The sequence below is a fragment of the Kribbella soli genome (assembly GCF_004331345.1).
GTDB lineage: Bacteria > Actinomycetota > Actinomycetes > Propionibacteriales > Kribbellaceae > Kribbella > Kribbella soli.
In genome coordinates this window covers 1398266-1410677 of the sequence record NZ_SJJZ01000003.1, presented here as the reverse complement: position 1 = coordinate 1410677, position 12412 = coordinate 1398266, and the positions used below count along the sequence as shown (strand labels likewise).

At 68.7% G+C, this 12412-nt stretch carries 13 protein-coding genes; 8 read left to right on the top strand and 5 right to left on the bottom strand.

Annotation, left to right across the window (positions count from 1 at the left end; all coding sequences use genetic code 11):
* Positions 1 to 27 precede the first annotated feature (27 nt).
* Positions 28 to 618: a TetR/AcrR family transcriptional regulator gene (locus tag E0H45_RS29530; RefSeq protein WP_131343281.1), complete on the top strand. Its 591-nt coding sequence runs from the start codon at positions 28 to 30 to the stop codon at positions 616 to 618.
* Positions 619 to 754: 136 nt separating this feature from the next.
* Here E0H45_RS29530 and E0H45_RS29525 read toward each other — a convergent pair whose 3' ends face one another.
* From E0H45_RS29525 to E0H45_RS29515, 3 genes are all read right to left on the bottom strand, one after another.
* Complete coding sequence (locus tag E0H45_RS29525; protein WP_131343279.1) at positions 755 to 2038, bottom strand: phosphodiester glycosidase family protein; 1284 nt, start codon at positions 2036 to 2038, stop codon at positions 755 to 757.
* A gap of 76 nt (positions 2039 to 2114) precedes the next feature.
* Entirely contained in the window at positions 2115 to 2576 is a 462-nt protein-coding gene (locus tag E0H45_RS29520; RefSeq protein ID WP_131343277.1) for a nitroreductase/quinone reductase family protein, read from the bottom strand.
* Entirely contained in the window at positions 2573 to 3004 is a 432-nt protein-coding gene (locus tag E0H45_RS29515; protein WP_131343275.1) for a PPOX class F420-dependent oxidoreductase, read from the bottom strand. The genes E0H45_RS29520 and E0H45_RS29515 overlap by 4 nt, the downstream gene beginning before the upstream one ends.
* A gap of 71 nt (positions 3005 to 3075) precedes the next feature.
* On the opposite strand from E0H45_RS29515, the gene E0H45_RS29510 reads away from it, so the two are divergent.
* Both E0H45_RS29510 and E0H45_RS29505 read left to right on the top strand, forming a co-directional pair.
* Entirely contained in the window at positions 3076 to 3603 is a 528-nt protein-coding gene (locus tag E0H45_RS29510; RefSeq protein WP_165546629.1) for a MarR family winged helix-turn-helix transcriptional regulator, read from the top strand.
* 68 nt (positions 3604 to 3671) lie between these two features.
* Positions 3672 to 4598, top strand: a complete 927-nt coding sequence (locus E0H45_RS29505; protein WP_131343271.1) for an AEC family transporter — start codon at positions 3672 to 3674, stop codon at positions 4596 to 4598.
* Between the two features lie 72 nt (positions 4599 to 4670).
* Here E0H45_RS29505 and E0H45_RS29500 read toward each other — a convergent pair whose 3' ends face one another.
* On the bottom strand, positions 4671 to 5339 hold the full coding sequence (locus E0H45_RS29500) for a hypothetical protein (protein WP_238155361.1): 669 nt from the start codon (positions 5337 to 5339) through the stop codon (positions 4671 to 4673).
* Between the two features lie 140 nt (positions 5340 to 5479).
* Positions 5480 to 8020, bottom strand: coding sequence for a valine--tRNA ligase (gene valS, locus E0H45_RS29495; RefSeq protein ID WP_131343269.1), 2541 nt, complete (start codon positions 8018 to 8020; stop codon positions 5480 to 5482).
* 74 nt (positions 8021 to 8094) lie between these two features.
* On the opposite strand from valS, the gene E0H45_RS29490 reads away from it, so the two are divergent.
* The 5 genes from E0H45_RS29490 (at position 8095) to mreC (ending at position 12412) form a co-directional block, all read left to right on the top strand.
* Positions 8095 to 9453, top strand: a complete 1359-nt coding sequence (locus E0H45_RS29490; RefSeq protein WP_131343267.1) for a bifunctional folylpolyglutamate synthase/dihydrofolate synthase — start codon at positions 8095 to 8097, stop codon at positions 9451 to 9453.
* A complete protein-coding gene (locus E0H45_RS29485; RefSeq protein ID WP_131343265.1) occupies positions 9450 to 9794 on the top strand; it encodes a DUF4233 domain-containing protein in 345 nt (114 codons plus the stop codon). Before E0H45_RS29490 ends, E0H45_RS29485 begins: the two co-directional genes overlap by 4 nt.
* Before the next feature lie 37 nt (positions 9795 to 9831).
* Positions 9832 to 10242, top strand: a complete 411-nt coding sequence (ndk, locus tag E0H45_RS29480) for a nucleoside-diphosphate kinase (RefSeq protein WP_131343263.1) — start codon at positions 9832 to 9834, stop codon at positions 10240 to 10242.
* Between the two features lie 185 nt (positions 10243 to 10427).
* Positions 10428 to 11456 carry a rod shape-determining protein gene (mreB, locus tag E0H45_RS29475; RefSeq protein ID WP_272949009.1) on the top strand — a complete coding sequence of 343 codons (1029 nt, stop codon included), beginning with the start codon at positions 10428 to 10430 and terminating at the stop codon, positions 11454 to 11456.
* 11 nt (positions 11457 to 11467) lie between these two features.
* Positions 11468 to 12412: a rod shape-determining protein MreC gene (gene mreC, locus E0H45_RS29470; protein ID WP_131343261.1), complete on the top strand. Its 945-nt coding sequence runs from the start codon at positions 11468 to 11470 to the stop codon at positions 12410 to 12412.

Genomic DNA, 12412 nt, shown 5'->3' with positions numbered 1-12412 from the left:
GTAAGCCCGGCTGAGATGGAGGAGCACATGGTGCGGTACACGCAAGAACACAAGCAGGAAACACGGCAGCGAATCATCGCGACGGCCGGTCGGCGGCTCAAGCGAGACGGCATCGACGGCTCCGGAGTCGCGACGCTGATGAAGGACGCGGGCCTGACCAACGGCGCCTTCTACGCTCACTTCGCATCCAAGGACAACCTCGTCGACACCGCGATCGCCGACCAGTTGGACACACTGCACACGAACATCGTCGAGCAGGCCGAGCCCGGCCTGGCCGGCCTCGAACAGATCGTGCGCTGGTACCTGTCGCCCGACCACCGGGACGACCTCGGCGGCGGCTGCCCCAACGCCGCCCTGCTCGACGAGATCGCGCGCAGCGGCGACACGACCAGGCAGGCGTACACCGACGGCGTCCTGGTCGTCATCGACGGCCTCGCCGCCCGCATGACGCCCGAGGACCCGCTCTCGGCCCGCGTGAAGGCGCTCAGCCTCCTCGGCCTGATGGCCGGGACGCTGCAGCTCGCCCGCGCCCTGACGGACCGAAGGCTCTCCGACGACCTCCTCGCGCAGGGCCTCCGCAACGCCTTGGCCCTGGTGGACCCCGAGCTCCCACTCTGACCGACACTTCCGCTGACAAGCCGGCACACCCGGCGACGTCGCCCTCCCGTCAGGAAAAACGATGACCGAGCACGCCGGTCGGCCAGGTGCTCATCGTTCAGTTGACTAGCCAGGTCTCGACCGTGGTGCACCAGGCCTAGGGGACGAAGACGATTGCGTCGCCGACTGAGCGTTCGGCGCCGCCGGTGCTGCTCGGGTGGTTGACGACGGTGCCGTCGCCGAGTGCCATCGCGGTGGAGCCGCCACCGTCGAGGTTGATGGCGTCGTACAGGCCGAGTGCCTTGGCGACCGCGGCGGTCTCGTCCATCGTGGTGCCGACGCTGGTGGTCTGGCGGCCGTCGATCGTGGCGAGGACGATCTTGCCGCCGCGCGTCGTACCGGCGATCGTGCGCGGGTTGCGATCGAAGAAGCTGCCGCTGCCGTCCGGTACGACGATCTCGCCGTTCTTCGTCAACTGGTAGCGACCCGTCACGCCGTACAAGCCGCTGCGCAGCGGGACCTTGCGACCGCTCTCGTCCGCTACCGCGAGATCCGTGCGCAGGCAGCCCTTGGCCAGCTTGAGGAGCGCGACGGTGTCCTGGCCGGTCGCCTGCAACGAGGTCTGGCTCGGGCTGAGCGCCGTACCGCGCGTGGTCGACGTACGGACGACGCAACCGCGGCGGTCGAGTACGACCTCGACGCCGGCGCCGGACGGAGTCGCGGCGGCGAACTCGGGCGTGAACCGGACGACGTCACCCGGCTCCGTGCACGTGGTCTGGTCGGGCAGCGTCGCGCACGCGGCCGGGATCACCGGCGGGTGGTTGAGGAACTCGAGCGGGAGCTCGACGCCGGTGAAGTAGTTGCGGACCGTGCCGGTCCAGCGCAGGTGGCCGGTGACAACTCTGTTGCTCTTGGCATCGATGACGAGGTTGGCCTCGGTCGGGTCGGCGAGCGGCTCGCTGAGCAGCTTGCCGTCGAACAGGCCGAGCCCGACCGGGTCGCCTGGGTACTGCGGGTTCGCGGTGAAGGTGAAGAACGACGCGTTCACGCCGGCCAGCGCGCCCGACGACTTCACCAGGTCCGAGGTCTTCTCGACCCGCGCCAGGTCCGGGCCGTACGTCGCCTTCAGGTGGCCGTCGGCCGTCCGCGGGTCGATCGTGAGCACGTTGACGACCCAGGGGCCGCGCGTCGTGGTGTTGATCTGGTCGGCCGGCGCCGGGTCGGTGCCGCGAACGATCCGGGTCAGCGTGACGCCGCGTGCCAGCGTGCGGTCGGTCCGGGTCTCGACCAGATCGGCGTCACCGATCGGCAGGCCCTGCGCTGTGGGAGTCACTTGTTCGCGCACCGGCGCGGCGCCGGCGGTCGACAATCCGGTAGTCAGTACGCCGAACACCGCGGCCGTGCTGACGGCGGCCTTGAACACTCGAGCGGAAGTAGTCATACCGCCCATCCTCCGAGGAGGCGGTGGAATCTTTCTAGACCTCGCTCTGACTTGTCAGCATCTTCCAGGTGACGGTTCAGCGCCGCTCGACGAGCCGGATGATCGGTAGCTCCCGATCGGTCTGCTTCTGATACTCCGCGAATCCGGGCGACGTTGTGGTGATGCGCTCCCACGCCTCCGCCCGCTCCGCTCCGTGCAACTGCTCGGCGCGGACCTCGATCGCCGCGCCGTCGACCTCGATGCGGACCTGGTCAGGGTTCGCGGCCAGGTTGTAGTACCACGCCGGGTTGCCGGCCGCGCCCGCCGCGGAGGCGACAATCAGCCGGCTGCCGTCAGCGTCCGCGAACCAGGCGACCGGCGTCGCCCGCTCGGCACCGGACTTCCGCCCGATCGTCCGCAGTACCAACGCGTCGCCGCCCCTGAACTTGCCGCCGCCGCGCCGCCGGATGCGACGGGCGTTGAACCTGTTGAACCAGTGCAGGAGCCGGCCGCCGGGTTGCCTGGAGCCGCGGGTGCCGGGGCGAGTGTCGAAGCTCATCGGCTCGTCACCGCCTCGCGCGTGTGCTCGGTGCGCGTCGTGGTGACCTTGTCGTCGTAGCTGAACGGCCGGCCGTCGAGGTTGAAGCTCCACGAGATCGTCGGCGTGATCCGCAGATATCTGCCGGCGCCGAACTGGCCGGTCCGCTCGACGAGCTCGGCGGTGCCGTAGATGCGCAGGTAGCGCGGGGTCCACGGGTCGACCGAGAGCAGGTCGTCGAGGATCACGGCGACCTTGGTGTGGCCCGCCTCGATGTTGCGGAACTTGCGGGTCTTCAGCGGTTCCATGCCGCCGCCGATGTACAGATAGGCCCCGTCGTACTCGAACCCGACCGGTACCGCGTCCGGCTGCCCATCAGAGCCGACCGTGGCGAACCGGGCGATGCGCTGGGACCGCAGGTAGTCGAGTTCCTCGTCGCTGAACGACATCGAATCTCCTCGATAGTTTATGGCATTTACTGTATGCGTCATTAACTATACATCCCATGTACCGTGGAGGGGTGAGTGAGACGCAGATTCCCCCGGGACCGGCCCGCGTCCGGCGGGGCGGCGGGCGGTTCGCCGGGTTCGCGCAGGTCCACGGCGCCGGTGTGGACCCTGCGGAGCTGGATGTCGCTGCTGGACTGATCCAGCTGACCGGACTGATTCAGGGCCTCTACGCGGGCATCTCCGAGCGGCACGACCTGACGCCGGTGCAGGCGAAGCTGCTGTGCGTCCTGCTCGACGGACCCAAGGGCATGGCCGAGCTCGCGCAGTGTTTCGGGGTCGAGAAGGCCGCGCTCACCGGTCTGATGGATCGCGCCGAGAAGCGCGGCCTGGCCGAGCGCTCACCGGTCCCTGGCGATCGTCGCGCCGTGCGGGTGACGTTGACGGATCCCGGCCGACGCGCCGCGATCGCCTTCCACGCCGAGGTCGGCGAGGCCCTGAACGAGCTGATCGGGCATCTCAGCGATGCCGATCGGGAACACTTCCGGGCAGTCATGGCCGGCATCATCACGAGGTGCCGCACGTCACCATCCAGCTCCTGAGCACCCAGACGTCACGGACAGCGCTTACCCCTACGATCGACGGGTGTCCACCCCGCTGAGAAGCTGAGATGTCTGCCGTCGTCGGTGCCTTCGGCGCACTGGTCGCTGTGGCCTTGCTCGGGTACGTCGTCGGCGTCTTCGGCGTACTGAAGAAGCAGGACGAGCTCGTACTGTCCCGGCTGGCGTTCTTCGTGGCGACTCCGGCGCTGCTGTTCACGACCGTCGCGCGGGCGGACCTGCGGGCGATCTTCTCGGTGGTGCTCGTCACCAACCTGGTGAGCCTGTTCGTGGTGCAGGCGCTGTTCCTGTTGATCGCCGGGGTGATCTGGCGGCGGACGCGGTCCCAGGCGACGATCGGTGTGCTCGCGTCGTCGTACGTGAACGCGGGCAATCTCGGCGTACCGGTGGCGGCGTACGTGCTGGGGGACGGTGCGTTGGTGGCGCCGATCGTGTTGTTCCAGGTGCTGATCATGGCGCCGATCGCGTTCGCCGTACTGGACGGTGACCGGCAGGGGAGCGGGCGGCGGGTGTCGCTGCGGACCGTGGTCACGCGGCCGTTCCGCAATCCGTTGACGGTGGCGTCGCTGCTCGGACTGCTGATGTCGGTGCTCGGCGTGCGGTTGCCGGAGGTGGTGATGCGGCCGATCGACCTGGTCGCGGCGGCGGCGGTTCCGGTCGCGCTGGTGGCGTACGGCCTCAGCCTGAGCGCCGGCACCAAGGACTCGATCACAGTACGGCGGGACGTCGTACTCGCCGTTGCACTGAAGACGTTCGTACAACCACTCGCGGCGTACGCGATCGCCCGCTGGGCCCTGGACCTACACGGCACGGCCCTACTGGCCCCGACCCTCCTGGCCGCACTCCCCACAGCCCAGAACGTCTACGTCTACGCCGTCCACTACCGAGCCAGCCGAACCCTGGCCCGAAGCGCAGTCCTCCTCAGCACCCTGCTCTCAATCCCCGTAATGATCCTCATAGCCGGCCTACTCACGTGAGCCGGGAGTGGGGACAGGCCCATATCGGCCTGGTCACCGCCAGTGGACCGCCGGAGGTAGGCGATGACCCGCCTACCTCATCGCTTTGAAGGCTTCTTCGGCTATGGGTTCTACCTGGTCTACTGCTACGCCTTCGTTGGCGGACTGGGCGATGACAGTGAGGGTGTTGGAGCCGCGGTAGCACTGGGTCGGGAGGTTGCCGGCGGCTTCGATGCAGGTGGAGCTGCCGATCTTCTTGATCTTGTCCGCGCTCGCACCGGAGTCCGCGACGACCTTGTCGATGTCGACCCGGCCGCGAAGTGCGATCAGGACGTAGAACCGGTCGCCCTCGAGACTGCCGTACGCCTCGACCATCACCTTCTTGCCGTCGTTGATCCGGCTCAACGCGTCGCGGGTCTGATCGAGCTGTGCCTGACTGCGGATCTCGGGGTCGGTGATCCGGTCCAGACCCGCGACCTTGGCCGGCGGAGTGATCGCCCGCTCGGCGTTCAGTCGGCTGAGCGGGCCGAGACCCCACAGATACCCGAGCACCGCCAGCACGATCAGCACGACCACCGCACTACCAACAGTCACCCACGGCCCACGAACCTTGAACCGCCGCAGCCTCTTCTTCTTCACAGGCTGCACAACCGAATCATGCGCCGCGACGCTCGTTGCCCCAGCTGGGACAGGGGCCAGTTCGGTGGTGTCCGCGTCGGAGGCCCGGTCCTTGGGATCCGCCGGGCTGGTGGGGTCGCTCATCGATTGGCTCCTCGGACGTCAGGGTCACGGGGTGCAGCGGTCAGCTCGTCCCGATGGTTCCACATCATGACAAACCGTAGTCGAACCTCCGAACGCACAAGTGCCCGCCTCCACCAGGAGACGGGCACGTGCGCATGACTTCAGAGCGTCGCGACGACCTTGACCGCGTCGGAGTCGTCCGCGTGCCAGACGATCTCGCCGGTAATCCGCCCGGCGGCGCGCAGATCCGGCTCAGCGCGCTCCGCGAGCGCCAGCCGCGCGGCCGGCCCGGTGACCTCGACCTTGGAGACCTCGGTCTTCATCGAGACCTTCTCCTCGGACTTCGCGCCGCGGATGCCCGCGAGCACCTCGGAGACGGCGTCCAGCACCTCGGGCTCCTGCGCCGCGACCGCGAGATCGCCGTCCGGCGTCGGCCACGACGACAGGTGGATCGAACCCTCCTGCCACCACGACCAGACCTCCTCGGTCGCGAACGGCAGGTACGGCGCCAATAGCCGGAGCTGCACGGACAAGGCAACCGCCAGCGCCGCCTTCGCCGAGGCAGCCGCGGCGTCACCCTGACCGCCGTACGCACGCTCCTTGACCAGCTCGACGTAGTCGTCGCAGAACGTCCAGAAGAACCGCTCGCCGATCTCCAGCGCCCCGGTGTAGTCGTACCGCTCGAAGGCCGCCGTGGCGTCGGTGACGACCGCCCGCAGTTGCTGCAGCATCGCCAGGTCGATCGGCTCGGTGACCGCGGACGGGTCGACCGTGGTCGCTCCGAACCCGAGAACGAACTTCGACGCGTTCAGGACCTTGATCGCGAGCCGGCGCCCGACCTTCATCTGCGACTCGTCGAACGGCGAGTCCATTCCCGGCCGCGCCATCGCCGCACGCCAGCGCACGGCGTCCGATCCGAACTTCTCCAGGATCTCCGACGGGACGACCGCGTTGCCCTTGGACTTCGACATCTTCTTGCGATCCGGGTCGACGACGAATCCGGAGATCAGCGACCGTGCCCACGGCAGTGAGCCGTTCTCGAAGTGCGCGCGGACGATCCGCGAGAACAGCCAGGTGCGGATGATCTCGTGCGCGTGCGTGTTCAGGTCCATCGGGAAGGTACGGCGGAACAGGTCGTCGTCACGCTCCCATCCGCAGACGATGTGCGGCGTCAGGGACGACGTCGCCCAGGTGTCCATCACGTCGGGGTCGGCCTCGAACCCGCCCGGCTTGCCGCGCTGCGACTCGTCGTACCCGCGCGGCGCCTGCGAGGTCGGGTCGATCGGCAGCTCGGCCTCGGACGGCATCAGCGGGTGGTCGTAGTCCGGCTCGCCGTCGTGGTTCAGCGGATACCAGACCGGGAACGGGACGCCGAAGTACCGCTGGCGGGAGATCAGCCAGTCGCCGTTCAGGCCCTCGACCCAGTTCAGGTAGCGGTGCCGCATGTGCTCCGGGACCCAGGCGAGCTCGTTGCCGCGCTCGATGAACTCCTGCTTGAGCGCGGCGTCGCGGCCGCCGTTGGTGATGTACCACTGCCGGGTCGAGACGATCTCGAGCGGCTTGTCGCCGTTCTCGTAGAAGTTCGCCATCCGCTCGGTCTTCTTCGGCTCGCCGTCCAGATCGCCGGACTCGCGCAGCTTGCCGACGATCAGTTCGCGGGCGCTGAAGACGGTCTTGCCGGCCAGCTCGGCGTACAGCTCCGAACCCTCGAGCCAGGCCGGGGTGTCGCGCAGCAGCCGGCCGTCGCGGCCGATCACCGTGCGGACCGGGAGCTGCAGCTCGCGCCACCACTGGATGTCGGTCTGGTCGCCGAAGGTGCAGCACATCGCGATACCGGCGCCCTTGTCCATCTCGGCGGCCTCGTGTGCCAGGACCGGGACCTCGACACCGAACAGCGGCGACTTCACCGTCGTACCGAACAGGTGCTTGTAGCGGTCGTCGTCCGGGTGCGCGATCAGCGCGACGACGGCCGGGATCAGCTCCGGCCGGGTGGTCTCGATGTAGATCGGGCCGTCGGCGCCGTGGAAGGAGACGCGGTGGTAGGCGCCCGGATACGACCGGGCCTCCATCTCGGCCTGCGCGACCGCGGTCTGGAACGTGACGTCCCAGACCGTCGGCGCCTCGGCCAGGTAGGCCTCGCCGCGGGCGAAGTTGCGCAGGAACGCGCGCTGCGACGTACGCCGGGAGTCCTCGGAGATCGTGGTGTAGAGGTACGACCAGTCGACGCTCAGGCCGACCTGCCGCCACATCGCCTCGAACGCCTGCTCGTCGATGTGCGTGAGCTCACCGCACAGGTCGACGAAGTTCTGCCGGGAGATCGGGATCTGCTTCTTCGGGTCCGGCTTGGCCGGCGGGGTGAAGTCCGGGTCGTACGGCAGCGAGGGGTCGCACTTGACGCCGTAGTAGTTCTGGACCCGGCGCTCGGTGGGCAGGCCGTTGTCGTCCCAGCCGATCGGGTAGAAGACCTTCTTGCCGCGCATCCGCTGGTACCGCGCGACGAGGTCGGTGTGGGTGTAGCTGAAGATGTGCCCGACGTGCAGCGACCCGGAGACCGTCGGCGGCGGCGTGTCGATGGAGTAGACATCGGCACGCTCGGCGGTGCGGTCGAAGGCGTAGGTCTGCTGCTCCTTCCATACGGCAGCCCACTTCTCCTCGAGGCCGTCGAGGCTGGGCTTGTCTGGAACACGGGACGTCTGGCTCATGCGCACAATGTTAGTGGTTGTCAAGGGGTGCTCCGACCGGTTATCCACACGCCCCTCCTAGACTGGGCGTTCTGATGAGCAACCTCTCCTTCGCCGAGGTATCGGCACGGCTCCAGCAGCGCTGGCCGGAGCACAAGATCGAGCCCACCCTGGAGCGCGTGCGGCGGCTCGTCGAGCTGCTCGGCGACCCCCAGAAGGCCTACCCGGTGGTGCACCTGACCGGGACCAACGGCAAGACGTCCACGGCCCGGATGATCGACACCCTGCTGCGCGAGGCCGGGCTGCGTACCGGCCGGTTCACCAGCCCGCACCTGGAGTCGGTCCGGGAGCGGATCACGCTGGACGGCGAACCGATCAGCGAGCAGCGCTTCGTCGAGGCCTACGAGGAGATCGCGCCGTATCTCGACGTCGTCGACGCCGAGCAGGAGCACCCGCTGACGTTCTTCGAGGTGATGACCGGAATGGCGTACGCCGCATTCGCGGACGCCCCGGTCGACGTCGCGATCATCGAGGTCGGCCTCGGCGGCAGCTGGGACTCCACCAACGTCGCCGACGGCACGGTGTCGGTGATCACCCCGATCGCGGTCGACCACGCGCACCTGCTGGGCGCGGATCCGGTCACCATCGCGGGAGAGAAGGCCGGCATCATCAAGCCCGGCGGTACGACGGTGATGGCGCAGCAGAGCCTGGACGTCTTCGAGGTCCTGCTCCGCAGGGCGGCCGAAGTAGGCGCGCAGGTCGCCCGCGAGGGGATCGAGTTCGGCATCGTCAGCCGGGCGCTCGCGGTCGGCGGCCAGGTCGTCTCGATCAAGGGCCTCGGCGGCGAGTACGACGACCTGTTCGTCCCGCTGCACGGCGAGTACCAGGCGCACAACGCGGCCACCGCGGTCGCCGCGGTCGAGGCCCTGCTCGGCGCCAGCCCGGAGACCGAGGGCCGTGTCACCACGGAACTGCTGCAGGCCGGCTTCGAGCAGGTCACCAGCCCCGGCCGGATGGAAGTCGTCCGGAACAGCCCGACGATCGTCGTCGACGCCGCGCACAACCCGCACGGCGCCGAGGCGACCGCGGCCACGGTCTCGGAGGCGTTCCAGTTCCAGCCGCTGATCGGCGTACTGGGCTGCATGAAGGACAAGGACGTGTACGGCGTCCTCGAGGCGTACGAGCCGATCATGGAAACGGTCGTCTGCACCCGGAACAGCTTCGTCGAGCGGTCGATGCCGGCCGAGGAGCTGGGACAGCTGGCCGCCGAGGTGTTCGGCGAGGAGCGCGTTCTGGTCCGGCCGCACCTGATCGACGCGATCGACGACGCGATCCGGCTCGCCGAGGAGGAAGCGGTCGCGCTCGGCAGTGGCGGCGTACTGATCACCGGATCGGTCATCACCGCCGGCGAGGCGCGGGCGCTGCTGGTCCGCAAGGGGAAGGGCGAGCAGTGAGGTCGCTCGCGTCGATCGTGCTCGCGTTCGAGTCGATCGTGCTCGCTCTCGTCACGCCGGTGATGATCTCGGTCGCGGACATCCGCCCCGCGATCGCGGTCCCGGTCTGTCTCGGCCTGGCGCTGCTCGCGATCGTGTCGGCCGGCCTGCTCCGGTTCCAGGCCGGGTACGTCCTCGGTTCGGTGGTCCAGGTCGGCGCGGTCGGACTCGGCTTCGTCGTCTCCGTGATGTTCGTCCTCGGCGCCTTCTTCGCGGCCTTCTGGGTCGCCGCCATCGTCCTCGGCCGCCGCATCGAAGTGGCCAAGAAGGCGCATGAGGCACACGAGGCACCGAGCAGTTAGGCTCAGCCGCCCGATTACTTCGAGAGAGAGTTGACAGATGTCGCAGCGCACCCTGGTCCTGCTCAAGCCCGACACGGTCCGCCGAGGCCTGGTCGGTGAGGTGCTGGGCCGGTTCGAGGCCAAGGGGCTCCGGATCGTCGCCATGGACCTGCGCACGATCGACGGCGAGCTGGCCGACCAGCACTACGCCGAGCACGTCGACAAGGCCTTCTACCCGCCGCTGCGGGACTTCGTCACCAGCGGCCCGATGGTCGCGCTGGTCCTCGAGGGCGACGAGGCGATCGAGGTCGTCCGCGCCCTGAACGGCGCCACCGACGGCCGCAAGGCCGCCCCCGGCACCATCCGCGGCGACCTCTCCCTCTCCAACCGCGAAAACCTCGTCCACGGCTCCGACTCCGAGGAATCCGCCACCCGCGAGATCAAGATCTGGTTCCCCGACCTCCCCTGACGGCGTCGCGGACAGCGGACCTGCGGGAACTGGAGAAGGTCGCCGAATCGCTGTAGTTGCAGGTCGTTGCGGACTGCAGGTGCATGGACCGATACGATCAGTCCTGGGCGGACCGGTCGTGTCGGTCCACGGGCTGTGCGCGGGCGGCGCTTAGCCTGAAGGCGGGTCGATCGGGAGGTGCCGCGGTGGCGAACAGCATGCTGGGCCGCGACATGGCGGTCGATCTCGGAACGGCGAACACGCTGGTGTACGTGCGCGGCCGCGGCGTCGTACTGAACGAGCCTTCCGTCGTGGCGACCCGGACGGACGAGCCGCGCGAGGCGGTCGCGTTCGGGCACGAGGCGAAGAAGATGATCGGCCGTACGCCGGGCAACATCACCGCGATCCGGCCGCTCAAGGACGGCGTGATCGCCGACTTCGACGCCGCCGAGCAGATGCTGCGGTACTTCATCCAGCGCGTGCACCGCCGCAGGTACTTCGCGAAGCCGCGGATCGTGGTCTGCGTCCCGTCCGGGATCACCGCGGTCGAGCAGCGCGCGGTCCGCGACGCCGGGTACATGGCCGGCGCCCGCAAGGTGTACATCATCGAGGAGCCGATGGCCGCCGCGCTCGGCTCGAACCTCGAGGTCCGCGACGCCACCGGCAACATGGTCGTCGACATCGGCGGCGGTACGACGGAGGTCGCGGTCATCTCGTTCGGCGGCATCGTCACCAGCCAGTCGATCCGGGTGGCCGGTGACGCCATCGACAAGGCGATCGTGAACTACTGCAAGAAGGAGTTCTCGCTGCTGCTCGGCGAGGCCACCTCGGAACAGATCAAGATGACGATCGGGTCGGCGTTCCCGACCACCGATGGCCCGGACAGCGAGATCCGCGGCCGGGACATGATCTCCGGCCTGCCGCGGACCGTGAAGGTGTCGTCGGCGGACATGCGGCAGGCGATCGAGGAGCCGATCACCGCGATCGTCGACGCGGTCAAGGCCACCCTGGACAAGACCCCGCCGGAGCTGGCCGGCGACATCGTCGACCGGGGCATCGTGCTGACCGGCGGCGGCGCGCTGCTGAAGGGGATGGACGAGCGACTGCGGCACGAGACAGGCATCCCGATCCACGTCGCCGAGAACCCGCTGGACGCGGTCGTCCTGGGCGCCGGCAAGTGCGTCGACAACATCGAGACCCTCAACCGCATCCTGGTCACCGACAACCGGCGCTGAGGTAGCAGGCGATGCTCAAAGACCTCGGTACCCCAACGACCAGGAGCGCATTCCGGTCGGCGGGGGAGACCCCGTTGCGTTCGGCCGGTACGCCGCGTGACGTTCGCCGCCGCCGTACCGTGCTGGTGCTGGTGATCCTGGCCTGCTTCACGCTGATCGTGCTGGACGCCCGCCGGTCGGCCGGATCGCCGGTCGAGCCGCTGCGGGAGGCCGCGGCCGGCGTTTTCGGCCCGCTCGAGTCGACCGCGACCTCGGCCCGGCAGCCTGTGGACAACCTCCGCGACAGATTCGCGGAAATGGATAGGCTGAAGGCCGAGAACGAAAAACTGAAGAAGGACAACGAGGACCTGACCCGGGAGCTGACCACCTCCGACTACGCCCGCAACCGGGCGCAGGAGCTGGACAAGCTGCTCAAGGTCGCACCGGCGTACACGATGACGCCGGCCCGGGTGATCGGGATCGGTGGCGCGCAGGCGTTCAGTCACACGGTCACGATCGACGCCGGGACGGCGGACGGCGTGCGCACCGACATGACGGTGCTGAACGGGACCGGTCTGGTCGGCCGGGTGGTGCGCACCACCCAGGGGACCGCGACCGTGCTGCTGATCGGCGACCGCAACTCGACCGTGGGCGGCCGGCTGAACGCGTCGATGGCGCTCGGTTTCGTCTCCGGACGCGGCGAGGTCGGCGGCACCCTCGACTACAAGCTGATCGACCCGAAGGCGCGGCCGAAGGTCGGCGACCGGATCGTCACCTGGGGCTCCAGCGGCAACGCGCCGTACGTGCCGGGAGTCCCGATCGGCGTCGTCACCTCGGTGACGGCGAACGAGGGGTCCCTGGGGTCCACCGCGACCGTCAAGCCGTACGTCGATCCGACCCGGATCGACACCGTCGGCGTGGTGACCGGGCCACCCGCCCGGCCGCCGCGCACCCAGATCACCGGAAAGGGGAACTGA